The sequence below is a fragment of the Rathayibacter sp. VKM Ac-2926 genome (genome assembly GCF_022815565.1).
GTDB lineage: Bacteria > Actinomycetota > Actinomycetes > Actinomycetales > Microbacteriaceae > Rathayibacter > Rathayibacter festucae.
The window spans coordinates 285,292-304,239 of the sequence record NZ_JALGRS010000003.1; the positions used below are offsets into that span (position 1 = coordinate 285,292).

Consider the following 18,948-nt stretch of genomic DNA (forward strand, 5'->3'; position numbering starts at 1 on the left):
GCGACCCACCACCGGACAGCACCACAAGGAGCACCATGGACACCCTCACCGTCTCGGCCACCGCCAACGGACTCAACTACCTCCCCGAGTACGTCGCCGACGTCGGCGGCCTGTTCGCCGAGCGCGGCCTCGCCGTCACCGCCACCGCCTGCGACCCCTGGACCGGCGTCCTCGACGACCTCGACTCCGGCGCCGCCGACCTCGCCCTCGGCGGGCTCTGGGTCCCCGGCATGTACGCCGGCACCAGCCGCGAGCTGACCGTCGTCGGCCAGCTCAACCACCGCTTCCCGATGACGATCGTGGCCCGCCACGGCTCCGGACCGGTCGGGCTGGACTGGCTGGCCGGCAAGGTCGTGCTCGCCCCGGGCGCCGGCGGCAGCGCGCCGTTCGAGTTCACCGCGGGCCTGATCCGCGAGGCCGGCCTCGACGTCTCCGCCACCCGCTGGGCGCGCGACCTGTCCACGGCGATGATGCTCGAGCTCTACCGCGACGGCCTCGGCGACGCGATCGTGCTCGACCTGCTCTCGGCGAAGGAGCTCGTCGCGGCCGGCGGCGGGCAGATCGTCTTCCGCCACCTCGACGCGGGCGTGATGCCCAACAGCGTCTACTACACCCGCACCGAGCGGGTCGAGGAGCTCGCCGACCGCACCGAGCGCTTCGTCGACGCGATCGAGACGGCGATGCAGCGGATCACGGCGGGCGAGGCCGGCGCCGAGATCGACGCGGTGCTCGCCGCGCGCTGGCCCGACCGCGACCCGGTGCTGCTGCACGAGGCCGCCGACGAGATGGCCGCCGGCGGGGTCTGGGACACGACCGTGATCGACGAGGCCGCCTCCGACCGCTGGATGCGGATCCTCGCGGAGGCCGGGCTCGTCACCCGCGCCCCCTCCCTCGCCGAGCTGACCGGCCGCACGACGGTCGGCGCGCGCTGATGACGCTCGTCCTCGCCTCCGAGCAGATCGCCGGGCTGCTCCCCGACGTCGACGTGCTCGGCGCCGTCGAGCAGGTGTTCGCGGACCTCGGCTCCGGCGCGCTGCACCAGGGCGCGCCGACGGCCCTCGCGGGCGAGGACGACGGGCTGATCCTGCCGATGGCGGTCCGCTCCGACGCCCTGGGCCTGGCCGCCGTGAAGCTGATGGCCGACCTGCCCGGCAACGCGGCGCGCGGGCTGCCGACGCAGCGCTCGACGATCCTGGTCACCTCGCTGCTCACCGGGGAGTGCGTGGCCGTCCTGGACGGAGCGCTGATCACCCGGGCCCGGACCGCCGCCGCCTCCGCGGTCGCCACCCGGCACCTCGCCCGGGCGGACAGCCGGGTGCTCGGGCTGATCGGCGCCGGCAACCTCGCCGTCGCGCACGTCCGCGCACTGCAGGCGGTGCGCGACCTGGACGAGATCGTGGTCTGGTCGCGGTCGGACGCGACGCTCGACCGGTTCGAGGAGGCGGTGGGGCGCCCCGTGACCCGCGCCGCGGATCCGCGGGCCGTCGCCGAGCGCTCCGACGTGCTCTGCACGCTGACGCCGTCGGTCGAGCCGATCGTGCGCGGGGCCTGGCTGCACGCCGGCCAGCACGTGAACGCCGTGGGCGCCCGCCCGAGGCCGGAGCACCGCGAGCTCGACTCGGCGGCGATGGCGGTCGGCACCCTCGTCGTCGACAGCGCCGCCACCGCGCGGGCGAAGTCCGGCGACCTCGTCCTCGCGATCGCGGAGGGCGCCCTCGACGCGGCGGCCGGGCTCCTCGAGCTCGGCGACGTCGTGGCCGGGACCGCTCCCGGCCGCACGCGCGACGACGAGATCACCGTCTTCGACTCCGTCGGCCTCGCCGCGCAGGACCTCGCGGTCGCCGCCGCGCTCATCGACCTCGCGCGGCTGCGGGACGCGGGCAGCGCTGTCCGGCTGTCCGGCGTCCCCGCGGCGGCGGGCCGCTGATGCGCATCGCCGTCGTCAACTGCAACACGACCGAGTCGATGACCGAGACGGCCGCCGCCCGCGCCCGGCTCGCCGTCGGGCCGGGCACCGAGATCGTCGCGATCACGCCGAGCTGGGGCGTCGCCTCGGCCGAGGGCTGGTACGACAGCTTCCTCAGCGCCGCGGCCGTCCTGCACACCCTGGAGCGGCTGCCGGCCGGCATCGACGGCGTCGTGATGGCCGGCTTCGGCGAGCACGGCCGCGAGGGCGCGCGCGAGCTGCTCGACGTGCCCGTCGTCGACATCACGGAGGCGTCGGCACATCTCGCGATGCTGCTCGGCCGCCGCTACGGGGTGGTCACCACGGTCCGCCGCGCGGTCGGCCAGATCGAGGACAGCCTCACCACCGCCGGCCTGATCGCGCACTGCGCCGCGATCGAGGACACCGGGCTCGGCGTCCTCGAGCTGGAGGAGGATCCGCAGGCCACCCTCGACGCGTTCGTCGCCGCTGGCGAGCGCGCGATCGCCCGCGGCGCCGAGGTGATCTGCCTCGGCTGCGCGGGCATGGCGGGGCTCGAGGAGCACGTCGGCGCGCGGCTGCCGGTGCCGGTGGTCGACGGGGTCGCCGCGGCGGCAGCGCTCGTCGAGACCCTCGTCCGCCAGCGGCTCGGCACCAGCCGGATCGACAGCTACGCCCGGCCGCTGCCGAAGGAGCGCAGCTGGCCCGGCGGCTGAGCGCCTCCGGACGGCGAGCGCACCGGGTCGGCCGAGCGTGTTGAATGGTCGCACCGGCGTCGCGAGGAGGACCGTCATGACACTCGCCAGCACCGAGGAGTCGCTCGCCAGCCAGACCTACCGGACGCTGCGCCGGCAGATCATCCTCGGCCAGCACCCGCAGGGATCGCGGCTCGTCGAGGCCTCGCTGGCCGCCGAGCTGCACGTCTCGCGGCTGCCGGTGCGCGAGGCCGTGCCGCAGCTCGCGAACGAGGGCTTCGTGCGGATGCTGCCCCGTCGCTCCACCCGCGTCGCGCAGTGGAGCGTCGAGGACGTGGTCGAGCTCTTCGACGTCCGGCTGAGCCTCGAGACGCTCGCCGCGCGCCTCGCCGCGCAGGCCGTCGCCCGCGGCGCCTCCCTCGCTCCGCTGCTCGAGGCGATCGACGCCGAGCACCGCGCCCTCGACAGCGAGGACTGGCTGGAGGTCGCCGAGACCTCGACCGTCGTGCACGAGGCGATCGTCGAGGTGGCCGGCAGCGCCCTGCTCTCCTCGCTGATGCGCGCCGTGACCGGCCGGATGACCTGGCTGTTCTACCTGACCAGCGCCCGCGACCAGCGCCAGCAGTCCGACGAGCACCACGGCCTGCTCGACGCGATCCGCGCGGGCAACGACCGCCTCGCCGAGTCGATCGCCTTCACCCACATCGAGAAGGGCCGCGCGCCGTCGCTCGCGATGATCGGCGGGCAGTGACGTCCGTGGCGCGGCGGCCGAGCGCTCAGTGGCGCAGCGTGTGGCTCGGCAGCTCCTGGAAGCGGGTCTGGTAGGCGCTCGCGAAGCGGCCGAGGTTGCCGAAGCCCCAGTCGCGGGCGACGGCGGCGACGGTCGTCGAGCAGGGGTCGCCCTCGACGAGGTCGTGGTGGGCGCGGTCGAGGCGGACGTCGCGGAGGTAGACCGACGGCGAGACGCCGAGGTGGCGCTGGGTGGCCTGCTGCAGGGTGCGGGTGTGCAGGCCGGCGGCGCGGGCGGCGTCGGCCGGGGTGATCGGCTCGTGCGCGTGGTGCTGCAGGAAGTCCAGGGCGACGCGGGTGCGGGAGGCGGAGGGACGGCGGAGCACGGCGGGGACGTCCCAGGCGCGCCACGGGAAGAGCAGCAGCAGCGCGCGGGCGAGGTTGAGCTCGGCGGTGAAGCGCACCAGCGGGGCGATCGCGGCGCTCGCGAGCGCGGCCGTCGCGTCGGTCACGGCCGTGCGCCAGCGGGCGAGCACTCCGGGGTCGGCGTCGGCCTCGTGGTCGAAGGAGACGGGCTGGCGGGGGCCGGAGTGCGACTCGGTCGCGACGTCCTCGAGGAAGCCGGGCGCGAAGTGCACGAGGTTCTGGCGGTGCGGCTGGTAGGCCAGGCCGAACTGGCGCTCGGCGGGCAGCAGGAACGGCGCGGACGCGGCTCCGGTGCGGGTGAAGGGGCGCAGGTTGAGCTGGCCGCCGCCGGCGCGGAACCAGCCGACGACGTACTCGCGCAGGTGTGCGATCTCGCCGGTCAGCGCGCCCGCGCAGTCGGAGGTGCGGAGGGTGACCCGCTCGCTCCCGCGGTAGGCGTAGCGGAAGGAGAAGCCGCGCGAGCCCGGCTCCACGCGGAACGAGCCGCCGCCGTACGCCTCGGCGTAGACCGCGGACGCCTCGGCGGGGTCGCCTCCGGCGGCCTCGAACCGGCGCTCGGTGCCGCCGGAGAGGTCGCCGGCGGAGGCGAAGGGGCTGCCCATCGTGAAGGTCGAGCCGGGGGTCGCGGTCGAGCCGGGGGTCGCGGTCGAACCGGGGACGGCCGGGCGTGCCGTCGGTGGCGGGGAGGTGTGCATGGTCGGGCTTCTCTCGGGGTCTGGGAGATCAGAGGCGGACGGGGGTGGGCCTCGGGGCTCTACAGATACAGACGGGTCGACGGCCGGAAACGTCACGGATCCGGGGCGTGCTCGCAATCCGGCCAGCGGATTCGCCGGTGAGGGTGGAGGCTGATAGGCATTCGGAGCGGCGCCTGCGGAGAACGCCCGCAGGCGTGGAACGACGGCGGAACGACGGGAGGTGGCGATCGTGGCGGACGCGGCACAGCCCGACGACGCCCGGCCCGACGACCCGCTGCTCCGCGCCTCCGACGCCACGCTCGCCTCGCGGGCCGTGGACGGCGACGTCGCCGCGTTCGAGCAGCTCGCCCGGCGCCACGGCGCGCTGATGCGGGTCTACGCCGCCAAGCTGCTCGGCTCCGAGGCGGAGTCCGACGACATCGTGCAGGAGGCGTTCCTCACCGGCTGGCGCCGCCTCGGCGACCTGGACAGCCCCGCGCACATCCGGAACTGGCTGATGCGGATCGTCTCGCACAAGGCGATCGACCGGATCCGCGTCCGGCGCCGCCACGACGACATCGACGACTGGGACCCGCCCGCGCCCGCCGAGCACTCGCCCGAGCGGATCGTCGAGGCGCGGCTCCAGCTGGACGCCGTCTGGGAAGCACTGGACCGATTGCCCCCCGATCAGCGACGCTGTTGGCTGCTCCGCGAGACCGCCGGCTACAGCTACCAGGAGATCGCCGACGCTCTCGAACTCCCCGTCTCGACGGTCCGCGGCCTGCTCGCCCGAGCCCGCCGCTTCCTGCTCCACGAACTGGAGGCATGGCGATGACCACCGACGACATGCCCACCGCCGAGCCCGACGAGAACGCCGTGCCCGAGAGCGCCGTGCCCGAGAGCGCCGTGCCCGAGAACGACGTGCCCGAGAACGACGTGCCCGACGACGACCTCGACGGCCACACGCTCGAGGAGCTGGGCGAGTACCTCGACCGCGGGCGCACCCCCGTCGATCCCTCCATCGAGGGCTCCGCGGCCTGCCGGCTCGCGCTCGCGAACCTCACCCGCTTGAACGAGCTGTCGGCCACCGCGCTGCGCCGCCGCGCCGACGCGGAGCCGGACCGCGACGAGGTCTGGATCGCCGGGCTGCTCGACGCGATCCGGTCCGAGGTGCGCTCCGGGCGCGACGTGCCGATCCGCCACCCCGACCCGACGCTGCGGCTCGCGCTGACCGAGGCGGCGGTGCGCGGGATGATCCGGCGCGCGGGCGACACGATGGGCGGCGTCATCATGGGCCGCTGCACGCTCGACGGCGATGTCGGGACCCCGGGCGCGGTGATCCGGGTCGACGTCACCTTCGCGCTCGAGTTCGGCGTGCCGGTGGCGACCGCCGCGGACCGCCTGCGCGAGCGGATCCGCTACGCCCTCGAGCGGCACACCGAGCTCGTCGTCGGTGCGATCGACGTGACCGTGGACGACGTGTACCCGAGCAGGGAGGACCAGCCGTGACCGACAGCACTGCGACCGACAGCACTGGGATCGACAGCACCGGGACCGACGACAGCACCCTCGACGACAGCGCCCTCGTCGACTCGGCCCGCGAGGACACCGCCCGCGACGACACCGCGCTCTCGCAGCGCCTCACCGCGGCGATCCGCGACTCCGAGGGGGTCACCGGCGTCTATCCGGCCCAGCCGATCCTCGAGGCGGCCGCTGATGCGCTGGCCGTGAAGCTCGCCCTGCGGCAGCCGGACGTGCTCGTCGACATCGACCGCTCGGACGGCTTCACCACGGTGAGCGCGCACATCGCGGCGACCGCGGCGCTGCCCGCGCCCGAGACCCTGCGCGCGGTCGGCGAGGAGCTGCGGCGCCTGCTGGACGCGGAGCCGTCGGTGACGGGCCCGCTCGCCGTGAACGTGAAGGTCCGGCTGATCGAGGACTCGGGCCGCGCCGCGGAGTGACGGACGCCTCGTCTCGCGCGGAAGGCGTGCACAACTCAGGCTGAACGGCCCGAAATCGCGAGAGATCGCGTCGATCGGGGCATCCAGCCTTAGTTGTGTACCGGTTCCGCCGGAGACGCGCGATTCAGCGCTGCCAGGCGGGCCACTCCGGGTCGTGACCGGGCCAGACCTCGACGCCGGGCTCCGCCGCGAGGTCGGCGAGGCGCTCGATCGAGCGCTGGGCCGCCTCGGCGTCACCGGGACGCGCCGTCCAGCCGCAGGCGGTGCGCTCGTCGAGGTTGCGGCGGAGGTCCGCCGCGTCGCAGGCGAGCACGATCGAGCGGTCGGCGAGGTCGATCCGGAACGACTGGTGGCCAGGGGTGTGCCCTCGGGTGTCGAGGGCGGTGACGCCGGGGGCGAGCTCGGTGTCGCCGTCGAGGAGCACCACCCGGACGTCGGCGTCGAGGAGGTCCTGCGGGACGACGGTCTCGCGGCGGCCGAGGCCCTCGCCGAGCCACTCCCACTCCCGCCGCTGCAGGGCGACGGGGGTGCCGGCCGGGACGAGGCGCAGCCCGCCGGTGTGGTCGAGGTGCAGGTGCGAGAGGGCGACGAGGGCGAGGTCCTCCCAGCGCAGGCCGGCCGCCGCGATCTGCTCGGCGAGCGCGTCGCCGGGCGGGACGACGGCGGTGTAGCTCTCGTAGTCGTAGTGCGCGGCGCGCTGGGCGGGGTCGCGGACCCGGTCGAGGTGGAAGCCGCCGTCGATCAGGATCCAGGAGTCGCCGAGGTCGATCGCGGCGCCGGTGACCGGCTCGAGCAGGAAGCGCGCCGGGTCGCCGCCGCGGAGCGAGATCGACTCCGCGATCGGCTCGTGGCCGAGCACGAGCGGGACGAGGCGGCGGGGGCGGCCGAGCGGAAGGGCGCCCGGCCAGTCGTCGGCGATCACGGGAACCTCCTGCAGCTCTTCCGATTGGATCCAATATAGTCGTGAATGAATCCACGACCATCCTTCCGCACGAGACGAGGGCTCGCATGACCGGCGCCATCCCGATCAACATCCCGATCACCACCGAGATGCTCCACTGGGGCCGTCGGCCGACCTACGAGATGGTCGAGCAGATCGTGGACGGCTACCCCTCCGACGTCTCGCGCTGGCTGATCGGTGCGCACACCGGCACGCACGTCGACGCGCCGTCGCACTTCGTGCCGGGCGGCGCGACCGTCGACGAGATCGCGCTGGAGAGCGTGGTCGGGCCGGTGCGGGTGCTCGATCTGCGGCACGTCGCGGAGGAGATCACGGACGAGGACCTCGTCGCGGCCGGTGCCGAGGGGGCCGTGCGCGTGCTGTTCCGCACGCGCAACTCGACCGATGCACTGACCCGGGCGGTGAAGTCGGAGACCTGGGTCGGCCTCGCGCCGAGCGGCGCGCGCTGGCTGGTCGAGCACGGCGTGCTCTTCGCGGGCCTGGACTACATGACGATGGAGGCGCCCGCGCACACCGAGGAGTGGCCGACCCACGTGATCCTCTGCGGCGCCGGCGTCGTGATCCTCGAGAACGCGGACCTCGCGCAGGTCGAGCCCGGCGACTACCTGATGGTCTGCCAGCCCGTCGCCTTCGAGGGCCGCGAGGCCGCGCCCGCCCCGACGGTCCTGCTCCCCCTCCCGTGACCCGCCCCCCGCGAGATGCCACTTATGAGCGCGACACGCCGTGGAAAGCGCTCACAAGTGGCATCTCGCGGAGAGAGGCAGGCTCGCGGAGGGGGTCAGACTCCTGCGGGCTCCAGGGCGCCCTGCTGCTCGCGGTCGAGCTCGGTGCGGACGGAGCGCTCACCGGCGAGCTCGCGCGGGGTGCGGGGGGCCAGGAGGCCGACCACGATGAAGGTGCCGAAGCCGATCGCCGCGGCGACGAGGGTGGCGTAGCCGTCGAAGCCGGCGCCGATCAGGTCGTTCGGGACGTAGAGGATGTCGTTCGGCACGCCGTAGAGCGTCGGGGTGAGCGCCAGGAAGACCAGGCGGACGACCAGGCCGACGCCGGCCGCCGTGAGCGCGGCGACGACTCCGGGGCGCTTCCAGAAGACGCCGAGCAGGAAGGGCGCGGCGAGGCAGGCGAGCATGATGTCGAACGCGAGCGTCAGCAGGATGCCGGTCTGGCTGACCCGGATCGCGAGGAACGAGCCGAGGATCACGATCGGCACCATGGCGACGCGGGTCCAGCGCAGCAGCGGGTCCGGGCCGCTGCCGGAGTGGCGGCGGACCGAGAGCACGTTGCGGACGACGATCGCCGAGGTGGCGAGGATGGCGCCGGACGCCGTCGAGAACGACGCGGCGACGACTCCGGAGAGCACCAGGATCGCGATGACCGGCGGCGCGTAGTCGTCGAGCAGCGTGAACAGCACCGGGCCGTCGGCGGCCGAGAGGCCCAGGACGGCGGTGGCGCTGAGGGCGACGATGGCGAAGATCGAGCCGATCGCCGCGGTGCCGACGGCGGCGGCGTAGCAAGCGCGGCGGGCGACCTCGGGCGACTTGGCGCCGAAGATCCGCTGCATGAAGTCGATCGCGACGAGGTCGCCGATGCCGAGGGCGACGAGGGTGGCCCAGTTGACGGGGGCGCCCATCGCCGGGTCGGTGAGCTGCTCGAAGTCGAACGGCCCCATGCCCTCGGGGATGACGATGCCGTAGGCGAGCGCGACCCAGACCAGCAGCGAGATCGCCGCGACGACCGTGATCACGGTCTGGATGGCGGCGGTGTACGCGTCGGAGAAGAGGCCGCCGGCGATCGTGTAGCTGAGCACGAGGGCGACCGAGAGGATCACGCCCCAGGCGTACGGGATGCCGGCGAAGCGCTCGAGCAGGAAGCCGCAGGCCACCAGGTTGCCGGCCAGCAGGATCGTGAAGGAGAAGACCATGATCACCGAGGCGACGACCTCGGTGGTGCGGTCGTAGCGCATCCGGAAGAAGTCGGCGAGGGTGAAGAGCTTCATCGCGTTCATCGGCTTGGCGAGGAAGAGGCCCGTGATCAGGAGGCAGATCGCCAGGCCGATCGCGAGCGAGGCGCCCGCCCAGAAGCCGAACTGCGAGGTGAGGTCGGTGTTGCCGACGGTGGCGTTCGAGTCGACCGCGGCGGCCGTCAGGCTGACGGCGACGAGCGGGATGCCGAGGCGGCGTCCGGCGACGAGGTAGTTGGCGCTGTCGCCGTCGATCTTGCGGGCGACCGCGATGCCGACGGCGAGGATCACCACGACGGTGATCCCCACTCCGAGGATGATCATGCGTGCTCCGAGCTGCTGGGTGGTGCGGCGGGGTGTTTCTATCGGTTGATAGACACGGATCCTGCCGCGCGCTCGGTCGCGGTTCTTTTCGGGCGTGGGTCGATCCTGTTAACTCCGGCGCGCGGGCCCCTCGGCCACACCTCAAAAGTTGTCGTATCGGGCGCTCGAGTACGACAACTTTTGGAGAGTGGACGGGCGCTCGGGAGTGGGCGGGCGCTCGGGAGTGGGTGGGCACTCAGGAGTGGCGGCGGGGCGTCAGCGCAGGTGGGCGAGCAGGGCCGGGCCCTCGGCGAGCGCCTCGGCGACGGCGGGGCGCGAGAGGTCGAGGACGCGGAGGGCGGCGAGGGCGACCGCCTCCGCGGAGGGGCCGGGCTCGGCGGGCTGCCGGCGGCGCTGGAGGATGACGTTCTCGACGAGGGCGAGCACGAGCGAGGCGCCGGTCGCGGGGTCGGCGGCGCCGCAGGCCGCGACGAGGGTGCGGTAGGCGGTCTCCAGCTCGGAGCGGCGGTCGCGGAACACGGCGAAGCGCTCGTCGCCGAGCTCGGGCAGCAGGTAGAGCGCGCCGACGTTGTGCTCGCCGGCCGCGAGCAGGCGGGCGTCGGAGACGCAGAGCGCCCAGAGGCGGGCGGCCGGCGGTTCGTCGCGGGTGAGCAGCACGGCGGCGGTGTCGAGCGAGGGCTGCACCGTGCCGAGCAGCAGCTCGAGCAGCACCGCGTGCTTGCCGCCGAAGTGGTGGTACAGCGACGCCTGGCGGATGCCCGCCGCCGCGGCGATGGCGTGCGTGCTCGTGCCGCCGAACCCCTCGGTGCAGAAGAGCGCCGCGCTCGCCGCGAGGATGTCCGCCCGCGTGCCCAGCCCGGTGAGCGACGCCCCGGAGGCGCGCGGCCGTCCGGGGGGTGCGCTCGACATGCGCTCGACCGTAGCAGCGCCCGGAGCCCCCTCCGCTCCTCGAAAGTTGTCGTACTCGGCGGTCGAGTACGACAACTTCTGGAGAGTGGGGTGGGGTGGGACGCGCGCGAAACACGATCGCAACGTCGGGGTCACAGCGGCGACACGGGGGCGCGGTTGACTTCCTGTCGAGCGATAGAAACCCCGGCAGCGACCGGACCAGCAGACGGAGCAGGCGCAGCATGACGACATCAGGCACCTCGACCACGGCGGGTGCGCGCGAGCACGCCCGCGCCCAGGAGGCGGCGGCGGCGACCACGCGCCCCGACGCGCCGGAGGGCGTCGCCCCGGCGGACCTGCGCTGGTCCGAGCGGATCGAGGGCGGCGGCTACGGCCACCGCGTCCTCGCCCGCGGGACGCACCTCCGAATGACCGACGTCACCGGCGACGCGTGCGTCTCGCTCCTGGTCTACAACGCGCTGGAGCCGCACGAGCGGCTGAACGTCGCGGACACCGTGAAGGTGCAGTGGCAGGTCTACGCCGGCGCCGGCCAGCTGCTGCTCAGCGACCAGGGCCGCGTGCTCGCGAGCGTCGTCGCCGACGACTCCGGCCGCCACGACACGATCTACGGCACGACCGCGCTGGCGCGGAACGTCGAGCGCTACGGCGACGGCTCGCCGCAGGGCCCGTCGCCGGCCGGGCGCGAGCTGCTGCTGCTCGGCGCGGCCAAGCACGGGCTCGGCCGGCGCGATCTGCCGCCGAGCGTCTCGTACTTCCAGGGGGTGCGGATCCGCGAGGACGGCAGCCCGGAGTGGCTCGGCGGCGCCGGCCCCGGCCGCTCGGTGACGCTGCGGCTGGAGATGCCGGCGATCGTCCTGCTGGCGAACACCGCGCATCCGCTCGACCCGCGGCCGGACTTCACGGTCGGCGCGGTCGACGTGCACGCCTGGGCGGGCGAGCCGGCGAGCGCCGACGAGCGCGACGCCACTCCCGAGGGCCGCCGCGCCTTCCTGCAGACCGACGAGTACCTGAGCGCGAGGGGCATCGCATGAGCACCACCGGCACCGACACGAGCACGAGCAGCAGCGACACCACCACCGCCTACGGCACCGAGACCCACCGCGAGACGGTCGCCGCCCGCGCCCCCTGGTCCCGCCTCCTGAAGCGCGGCGAGCACCTGACCATCGTCGACGTCGACGGCAACCAGGCCGTCGACTTCCTCGCCTACGACGCGGAGGACCGCACCGCCTACTCCGCCGCCGCGACGCTGCAGGCGCAGGAGACGGTCTACCTCGTCACCGGCTCGGTGCTCCGCGACGCCGAGCACCGCCCGCTGCTGACCGTCGTGGCGACCGACGTCGAGCGCCACGACACCCTCGGCGGCGCCTGCTCGAAGGAGAGCAACGCGCTCCGCTACGGCTTCCACACCACGGCGCAGCACGCCTGTGCGGAGAACTTCGTCGCCGAGCTCTCCCGGCACGGGATGGGCAAGCGCGACCAGGTCTCGAATGTGAACTGGTTCATGAACGTGCCGGTGGACCCGGACGGCGCCCTCGGGATCGTCGACGGCATCTCCTCCCCCGGCCTCAGCGTCACCCTGCGGGCCGAGCGGGACACCCTCGTCGTCGTCTCGAACTGCCCGCAGATCAACAACCCGTGCAACGGCTTCGACCCGTCGCGCGCGGAGATGATCGTGCACAGCGGCGAGAACGCGGGAACGGGCACCGCATGACCTTCGACACCCTCCTCGTCGCCAACCGCGGCGAGATCGCGGTCCGCATCCTCCGCACCGCGAAGGCCATGGGCCTGCGCACGGTCGCGGTCTACTCCGACGCCGACCTCGGCGCCGCGCACGTCGCGCTCGCCGACGAGGCGGTGCGGCTCGGCCCGGCGCCCGCGGCCGACAGCTACCTACGGATCGACCGGATCCTCGCGGCGGCCGCGCAGACCGGCGCCGGCGCGATCCACCCGGGCTACGGCTTCCTCAGCGAGAACGCCGAGTTCGCGCGCGCCTGCGCGGCGGCCGACATCGTCTTCGTCGGCCCCACTCCCGAGCAGCTCGAGGTGTTCGGCGCCAAGCACACCGCGCGCGACGCAGCCGAGCGCGCGGGCGTGCCGCTGCTGGCCGGCACCGGGCTGCTCGACGACGCCGACCACGCGGCCCGCGAGGCCGACCGGATCGGCTACCCGGTGATGCTCAAGGCGACGGCGGGCGGCGGCGGCATCGGCATGCGCGCCTGCCGCGACGAGGCCGAGCTGCGCGCCGCCTGGCGCGAGGTGCGGCGCCTGGCCGAGGCCGGCTTCTCCTCCGCCGGCGTGTTCCTGGAGCGGCTGGTCGAGCGCGCCCGGCACGTCGAGGTGCAGGTCTTCGGCGACGGCGCCGGCCGCGTGGTCTCGCTCGGCGACCGCGACTGCTCGCTGCAGCGCCGCAACCAGAAGGTCGTCGAGGAGAGCCCCGCGCCGGATCTGCCGGACGCCGTGCGCGAGCGCATCGCGGAGGCGTCGCGCCGGCTCTGCGCCGAGGCCGGCTACCGCAGTGCGGGCACGGTCGAGTACATCTACGACCCGGTCCGGCAGGAGGCGGCGTTCCTCGAGGTGAACACCCGCCTGCAGGTCGAGCACCCGGTGACGGAGTCGCGCTACGGCATCGACCTGGTCGAGTGGATGCTGCGGCTCGCGCAGGGCGAGACGGCGTTCCTCGACGCGGTCCCGGAGCCGAGCGGGGCGGCCGTCGAGGCGCGGGTCTACGCGGAGAACCCGGACCTCGGCAACGCGCCGAGCTCCGGCACCATCACCGGGCTGCAGTTCCCGGACGACGTCCGCGTGGACGGCTGGATCCGCCCCGGCAGCGACGTCTCCACCTCCTACGACCCGCTGCTCGCGAAGGTGGTCGTCAGCGGCGCGACTCGCGAGGGGGCCTGGGCCGCGCTCGGACGGGCGCTCGCCGCCACCCGGGTCGACGGCATCGCGACCAACGTCGGACTGCTGCGGGCGATCGCCGCCGAGCCCTCGGTGCTCGCGGCCGAGCACTCCACCGCGACCCTCGACGACCTGCGCGACGCGAGCCCGCGGGTCGAGGTACTGAAGGGCGGGATGCTGACCACCGTGCAGGACGCGACCGGGCGCCTGGGCTACTGGCCGGTGGGCGTGCCGCCGTCGGGGCCGATGGATCCGCTCTCGTTCCGGCTCGGCAACACCGCGCTCGGCAACCCGGAGGACGCGCCGGGACTCGAGATCACGATGAGCGGGCCGACCCTCCGCTTCCACACCGCCACCCGCGTGGTGCTGACCGGGGCACCCGCGCCCGCGACCCTCGACGGCGCGCCCATCGCGCAGTGGGAGCCGGTCGCGGTGCCGGCCGGCGGCGTCCTCGCGATCGGCACGGCTGAGAGCGGCATGCGCATGTACCTGCTGGTCGAGGGCGGGCTCGACATCCCGCTCGTGCTCGGCTCGGCCAGCACGTTCGATCTCGGCGCGATCGGCGGGCACGCAGGGCGCGCGCTCGCCCCGGGCGACGTGCTCGGGCTGCGGACGCCGAGCGTCCCGAACACGGTCGCGATCGTGCCGGCGGAGGAGCGCCCCGCGTTCCCGCACGCCTGGACGCTCGCCGCGCTCGAGGGCCCGCACGCCGCTCCGGAGTTCTTCACCGAGGACGACATGGCCGTCTTCTACGCCACCGACTGGGAGGTGCACTTCAACTCGGCGCGCACCGGCGTCCGCCTGCTCGGCCCGAAGCCGCACTGGGCCCGCGAGGACGGCGGCGAGGCCGGGCTGCACCCCTCCAACATCCACGACACCCCGTACGCGGTCGGCGCCGTCGACTACACCGGCGACCTGCCGATCCTGCTCGGACCCGACGGCCCCAGCCTCGGCGGCTTCACCTGCCCGGCGAGCGTCGCGACCGGCCACCTCTGGCGGCTCGGGCAGCTCCGCCCCGGCGACACCGTGCGCTTCGTGCCGGTCACCGCGGCGCAGGCGACCGGGCTGCTCGACGCTCCGCTCGACGAGCCGGCGGCGGGCCGCGCGGCGGTCGACGACCAGGGCGTGCTGCACCGCCGGCCCGCGCACGACGGCGACCCGTCGCTGGTGCTGCGCCGGAGCGGCGACGCGAACCTGCTCGTCGAGATCGGCGAGATGAGTCTCGACCTCGCCTCGCGGATGCGCGTGCACGCGATCGCCGAGACGCTGGAGCAGGCGGCGCTGCCCGGCGTGATCGAGCTGACCCCGGGCATCCGCTCGCTGCAGGTGCACTTCGACCCGCGGACGACCTCGACCGACGCGGTCGCCGAGGCGGTGCTCGCGGCGGAGGCGCTGCTGCCCGCGACGGCCGACCTGCGCGTCCCGAGCCGCACCGTGCACCTGCCGCTGGCCTGGGACGACCCGTCGACGCGCGAGGCGATCCGCCGCTACATGGCCGGCGTCCGCGACGACGCGCCCTGGTGCCCGTGGAACATCGAGTTCATCCGCCGGATCAACGGCCTGGACAGCGTCGACGAGGTCTACCGCACGGTGTTCGAGGCGGAGTACCTGGTGCTCGGGCTCGGCGACGTCTACCTCGGCGCGCCGGTCGCGACTCCGCTCGACCCTCGGCACCGCCTGGTGACCACCAAGTACAACCCGGCGCGCACCTGGACGCCGCAGAACGCCGTCGGCATCGGCGGCGCCTACCTCTGCATCTACGGGATGGAGGGGCCGGGCGGCTACCAGTTCGTCGGCCGCACGGTGCCGATCTGGTCGACGCACCACCAGGCCGGAGCGTTCGAGACCGGCGTGCCGTGGCTGCTGCGGTTCTTCGACCGCATCCGCTGGTACCCGGTGGAGCCGGAGGAGCTGCTCGAGCTGCGCTCCGAGATGGCCGCGGGGCGGCTGCCGCTGCGGATCGAGGAGGGCGAGTTCGGGCTCGCGGAGTACCAGGAGTTCCTCGCGGAGAACGCGGAGTCGATCGCAGACTTCCGCGCGGTGCAGGCCGGGGCGTTCGGCGCCGAGCGCGCCGCCTGGGAGGCGTCCGGCGAGTTCGACCGCGTGGAGGCGGTGCCCGCGCCGCCCGCGTCCTCCGCCGTGGAGATCCCGGACGGCTGCGAGGGCGTCGAGGCGCCGTTCGTGGCGACGGTGTTCCGGATCGACGTGGCCGTGGGGGATGCGGTCGCCGCCGGGCAGACGCTGGTCGCCCTCGAGGCGATGAAGATGGAGGCGCCCGTGACGGCTCCGGCGGCCGGGCGCGTGGTCGCCGTGGTCGCCGAGGTCGGGGCGCACGTGGCCGCGGGCACGGTGCTCGTGGTGCTGGAGACGAGGGCCGAGCAGGCCGAGGAAGAGGACGCAGCATGAGGGACGACCCGGCGCAGGACCCCGCGCACCAGGACCCCGCGGCGCACGTCGCCGAGCGCTACCGGCGGCTGGCCGCCCGGCCCGAGGCGTTCATCGCCCTGCGGCCCGAGGCCGAGGTGGCCGCGGAGCTGGCCGCCGTCGATCCGGCGCTCCCGCTCGCCGGGCTGCTGTTCGCGGTGAAGGGCAACATCGACGTCGCGGGGCTGGAGACGACCGCGGCCTGCCCGGCGTTCGCCTACGCGCCCGCCGAGGACGCGACCGTGGTGGCGCGGCTGCGCGCGGCGGGAGCCGTGGTGCTCGGCTCGGCCAACCTCGACCAGTTCGCGACGGGCCTCGTCGGCACCCGCTCCCCCTACGGCGCGGTGCGGCACGCGGTGGACCCGTCGCGGATCTCGGGCGGCTCGTCCTCCGGCTCCGCGGTCGCGGTGGCGCTCGGCGGCGCGGACTTCGCGCTCGGGACCGACACCGCGGGCTCCGGCCGGGTGCCGGCCGCGTTCCACGGGCTGGTCGGGCTGAAGCCGACCAAGGGCTGGGTCAGCGCCGCCGGCGTGGTGCCGGCCTGCCGGAGCCTGGACGTGGTGACGGTGATGGCGGCGGATCCCGCGATCGCCCGGCGCGCGCTCGACGTCCTGGCCGGGCCGGATGCCCGCGATCCGCTCAGCCGCAGAGGAGTCGCCGCTCCGTTCGCCTCGACGGCGAGGATCGGCGTCCCGCGGCCCGGGCAGCTCGGCGAGCTCGCGCCCGGCTGGGCCGAGGCGTTCGACGCCGAGGTCGCCCGCTGGGCCGAGGCGGGCGCGACGCTGGTCGAGCTCGACATCGAGGTGTTCCTCGAGACCGCGCGGATGCTCTACGACGGCGCGTTCGTGGCCGAGCGCTACGCGGCGGTCGGCGCGTTCGTCGACGCGCATCCCGAGGAGGTGGACCCGGTCGTCGGCGGCATCGTCTCGCGGTCGCGGGAGCTGCCGGCCTGGAAGCTCTTCCAGGACCAGGAGCGGCTCGACCGCGCGCGGGTGGTGTCGGACGCCGTGTTCGAGCGGATCGACGCGTTGCTGCTGCCGACGACGACCGAGCACCCGACGCTCGCCGCCGTCGCGGCCGACCCGATCGGCGTCAACTCGCGGCTCGGGCGCTTCACCAACTTCGCGAACCTCCTCGACCTCGCGGCCGTCGCCTACCCCGCGGGAGTCGTCCACGGGCTGCCGTTCGGCGTGCAGCTGATCGGGCCCGCGTTCACCGACCACCAGCTCGCCGATCTCGTCTGGAGCCGCTCATGAGCACCACCACCGCGACCACCGTCCTCCTCGCCGTCGCCGGCGCGCACCTGCGCGACCAGCCGCTGCACCACCAGCTCGCGGATCGCGACGCGGAGTTCGTCGAGGCGACGACCACGAGCGCCGACTACCGGCTCTACGCGCTGTCGACCGTGCCGCCGAAGCCCGGCGTCGTGCGGGTCGCCGAGGGCGGCGCGGCGCTCGAGGTCGAGGTCTACCGGCTGACGGAGGCCGCGTTCGGCTCCTTCGTCGCGGCGCTCCCGCAGCCGATGGCCATCGGCTCCGTCTCCCTCGCCGACGGCTCGCTCGTCAGCGGCTTCCTCGTCGAGCCGATCGCCCTCGCCGGCGCGGACGACATCACCGCCTTCGGCGGCTGGCGCGCCTACCTCGCCCGCTGACGCCGCCCTTCCCTGCTGGTCGAGCAGCGCGCAGCGCGTTCCATGCTGGTCGAGTAGCGCGCAGCGCGCTCCATGCTGGTCGAGTAGCGCAGAGCGCGTTCCATGCTGGTCGAGTAGCCCCGCAGGGGCGTATCGAGACCCGACCTCTACAGCACGGTGGATCTCGATTCGCCCTCTCCGCGGGCTACTCGATCAGCATGGAGTGCGCCCGCTCCGCGGGCTACTCGATCAGCATGAAGGCGCGCATCGGCACGCTCGGGCTAGATCGTCGGGAGGAGGATCTCGCGGACGAGGGCGTCGAGGCGGGCGTCGGCGTCGAGGAACTGGCGGAGGGTGCGGCGGGTGGCGCCGAACGAGCCGAACTCGTCGACGGTCATGCCGTCCTCGAAGTAGGCGCGGCGGAACTCGGGCAGCTCGAGCAGCGCGGCCAGGATCTCGGCGGGGACCGGGACGTCGATCTGCGCCGGGTCGACCTCGATGCGGTTCTCGTGGATCAGCAGCTGCCACTCGAACGGCGGCGAGACGACGAGGTCGCCGCCCACCAGCTCCGACCACTGCAGGTGGTTGCGGAACGCGGCCGAGAGGATGCGCGCGCGGTAGCCGCGCTCCCGGAAGATCCGGTACGCCTCCTTGAGCGCCGCGACGCCCGCCCAGTCCAGGTAGCCGGGCTGCACGAGGCGGCGGTCGGCCGCGACCGACGCCTTGATCCAGTCGTCGAGACGCCCGCCCATGATGGTGACGACGGAGCCGAACTCGTGGTCCGGCAGCCCCTCGGCCGCGCGGCGGTCGAAGCCGCGCTCGATCGCCTCGGCGACGGCCACGGCCTGCGCGACGGTGAACGACACCGTCGCGTTGATGCTGACGCCGCGGTAGGTCGCCTCCTCGATCGCGCGGATGCCGATCTCCGTCGCGGGGATCTTCACGATGATGTTCTCGGCGAGCTCCGAGAAGTGCACGGCCTGCGCGACGAGCGCGTCGGCGTCGCGGTGCAGCCGCGGGTCGGTCTGCACCGAGAGGCGCCCGTCCCGTCCGCCGCTCGCGCGGAACGCGGGGAGGAGCAGCTCGGCCGCCTCGATCGACATCTGCTCGATGGCCAGCCAGCCGAGCTCGCTCTCCCCCGCGGTGGGGTGCTGCTCGGCGAGCGCCGCGATCCGCGGACCCCACACGTCGAGGTGCTTCTCGATCGTGGTCAGCGCGATCACCGGGTTGCAGGTCGCGCCGACCGCGCCGAACGCGATCGACCGGCCGAGCTCCTCGAGATCCGCGGAGTCGTTCCAGAGGCTGGTCGCCGTTGCGGCGCCGGCCCGCAGCGGCTCGTACGGGGCGGTCGCTGCGTCGGCGGTCACGGTGGCGCTCATGGTCTTCTCCAGGGGACGGGGCGCGTCGGCGCCGGTGGCAGTGGTGCTCATTCT

At 74.2% G+C, this 18,948-nt stretch carries 18 protein-coding genes; 13 read left to right on the plus strand and 5 right to left on the minus strand.

Annotated elements, in window-relative coordinates; all coding sequences use genetic code 11:
- The first annotated feature begins 35 nt into the window (after positions 1-35).
- From MT351_RS05740 to MT351_RS05755, 4 genes are all read left to right on the plus strand, one after another.
- Entirely contained in the window at positions 36-932 is an 897-nt protein-coding gene (locus MT351_RS05740; RefSeq protein WP_243581530.1) for an ABC transporter substrate-binding protein, read from the plus strand.
- Positions 932-1,927, plus strand: a complete 996-nt coding sequence (locus MT351_RS05745; RefSeq protein ID WP_243581532.1) for an ornithine cyclodeaminase family protein — start codon at positions 932-934, stop codon at positions 1,925-1,927. The genes MT351_RS05740 and MT351_RS05745 overlap by 1 nt, the downstream gene beginning before the upstream one ends.
- Entirely contained in the window at positions 1,927-2,640 is a 714-nt protein-coding gene (locus MT351_RS05750; protein ID WP_104226500.1) for an aspartate/glutamate racemase family protein, read from the plus strand. Before MT351_RS05745 ends, MT351_RS05750 begins: the two co-directional genes overlap by 1 nt.
- Positions 2,641-2,716: 76 nt before the next feature.
- Positions 2,717-3,370 (plus strand): GntR family transcriptional regulator, encoded by a 654-nt coding sequence (locus MT351_RS05755; RefSeq protein ID WP_243581534.1) that lies wholly within the window; start codon positions 2,717-2,719, stop codon positions 3,368-3,370.
- A 25-nt stretch (positions 3,371-3,395) separates the two neighbouring features.
- Here MT351_RS05755 and MT351_RS05760 read toward each other — a convergent pair whose 3' ends face one another.
- Positions 3,396-4,469, minus strand: coding sequence for a helix-turn-helix domain-containing protein (locus tag MT351_RS05760; RefSeq protein WP_243581536.1), 1,074 nt, complete (start codon positions 4,467-4,469; stop codon positions 3,396-3,398).
- A 229-nt stretch (positions 4,470-4,698) separates the two neighbouring features.
- On the opposite strand from MT351_RS05760, the gene MT351_RS05765 reads away from it, so the two are divergent.
- Genes MT351_RS05765 through MT351_RS05775 form a run of 3 tightly spaced genes read left to right on the plus strand, consistent with a single transcriptional unit; the run spans position 4,699 to position 6,409 of the window.
- Positions 4,699-5,283 (plus strand): RNA polymerase sigma factor, encoded by a 585-nt coding sequence (locus MT351_RS05765; protein ID WP_243581538.1) that lies wholly within the window; start codon positions 4,699-4,701, stop codon positions 5,281-5,283.
- Positions 5,280-5,957, plus strand: coding sequence for an Asp23/Gls24 family envelope stress response protein (locus MT351_RS05770; RefSeq protein WP_243581539.1), 678 nt, complete (start codon positions 5,280-5,282; stop codon positions 5,955-5,957). The genes MT351_RS05765 and MT351_RS05770 overlap by 4 nt, the downstream gene beginning before the upstream one ends.
- Positions 5,954-6,409: a hypothetical protein gene (locus tag MT351_RS05775; protein WP_243581541.1), complete on the plus strand. Its 456-nt coding sequence runs from the start codon at positions 5,954-5,956 to the stop codon at positions 6,407-6,409. The genes MT351_RS05770 and MT351_RS05775 overlap by 4 nt, the downstream gene beginning before the upstream one ends.
- 124 nt (positions 6,410-6,533) lie before the next feature.
- Here the strand turns inward: MT351_RS05775 and MT351_RS05780 are convergent, their stop codons facing one another.
- On the minus strand, positions 6,534-7,331 hold the full coding sequence (locus tag MT351_RS05780; protein ID WP_243581542.1) for an N-acyl homoserine lactonase family protein: 798 nt from the start codon (positions 7,329-7,331) through the stop codon (positions 6,534-6,536).
- 86 nt (positions 7,332-7,417) lie between these two features.
- Here MT351_RS05780 and MT351_RS05785 point away from each other — a divergent pair, with 86 nt between their 5' ends.
- A complete protein-coding gene (locus MT351_RS05785; protein WP_123731646.1) occupies positions 7,418-8,053 on the plus strand; it encodes a cyclase family protein in 636 nt (211 codons plus the stop codon).
- Between the two features lie 95 nt (positions 8,054-8,148).
- On the opposite strand, the gene MT351_RS05790 is transcribed toward MT351_RS05785, so the two are convergent.
- Together MT351_RS05790 and MT351_RS05795 are read right to left on the minus strand one after the other, a co-directional pair.
- The gene (locus MT351_RS05790; protein ID WP_123734537.1) at positions 8,149-9,654 is read right to left on the minus strand and encodes a sodium:solute symporter family protein; all 1,506 of its coding nucleotides are present in this window, start codon (positions 9,652-9,654) and stop codon (positions 8,149-8,151) included.
- A gap of 255 nt (positions 9,655-9,909) precedes the next feature.
- On the minus strand, positions 9,910-10,563 hold the full coding sequence (locus MT351_RS05795; protein ID WP_132435392.1) for a TetR/AcrR family transcriptional regulator: 654 nt from the start codon (positions 10,561-10,563) through the stop codon (positions 9,910-9,912).
- A gap of 221 nt (positions 10,564-10,784) precedes the next feature.
- Between MT351_RS05795 and MT351_RS05800 the strand changes: the two genes are divergently transcribed.
- Genes MT351_RS05800 through MT351_RS05820 form a run of 5 tightly spaced genes read left to right on the plus strand, consistent with a single transcriptional unit; the run spans position 10,785 to position 17,536 of the window.
- Positions 10,785-11,594: an urea amidolyase associated protein UAAP1 gene (locus tag MT351_RS05800; protein WP_132435394.1), complete on the plus strand. Its 810-nt coding sequence runs from the start codon at positions 10,785-10,787 to the stop codon at positions 11,592-11,594.
- Positions 11,591-12,274 (plus strand): urea amidolyase associated protein UAAP2, encoded by a 684-nt coding sequence (locus MT351_RS05805; RefSeq protein ID WP_132435396.1) that lies wholly within the window; start codon positions 11,591-11,593, stop codon positions 12,272-12,274. The genes MT351_RS05800 and MT351_RS05805 overlap by 4 nt, the downstream gene beginning before the upstream one ends.
- Positions 12,271-15,867: an urea carboxylase gene (gene uca / locus MT351_RS05810; protein WP_243581544.1), complete on the plus strand. Its 3,597-nt coding sequence runs from the start codon at positions 12,271-12,273 to the stop codon at positions 15,865-15,867. Before MT351_RS05805 ends, uca begins: the two co-directional genes overlap by 4 nt.
- Positions 15,864-17,141 carry an allophanate hydrolase gene (gene atzF, locus MT351_RS05815; RefSeq protein WP_243581545.1) on the plus strand — a complete coding sequence of 426 codons (1,278 nt, stop codon included), beginning with the start codon at positions 15,864-15,866 and terminating at the stop codon, positions 17,139-17,141. Before uca ends, atzF begins: the two co-directional genes overlap by 4 nt.
- Complete coding sequence (locus MT351_RS05820; protein WP_243581547.1) at positions 17,138-17,536, plus strand: hypothetical protein; 399 nt, start codon at positions 17,138-17,140, stop codon at positions 17,534-17,536. The genes atzF and MT351_RS05820 overlap by 4 nt, the downstream gene beginning before the upstream one ends.
- A gap of 260 nt (positions 17,537-17,796) precedes the next feature.
- On the opposite strand, the gene MT351_RS05825 is transcribed toward MT351_RS05820, so the two are convergent.
- Complete coding sequence (locus MT351_RS05825) at positions 17,797-18,945, minus strand: transaldolase family protein (RefSeq protein ID WP_243581549.1); 1,149 nt, start codon at positions 18,943-18,945, stop codon at positions 17,797-17,799.
- Positions 18,946-18,948: the final 3 nt, after the last annotated feature.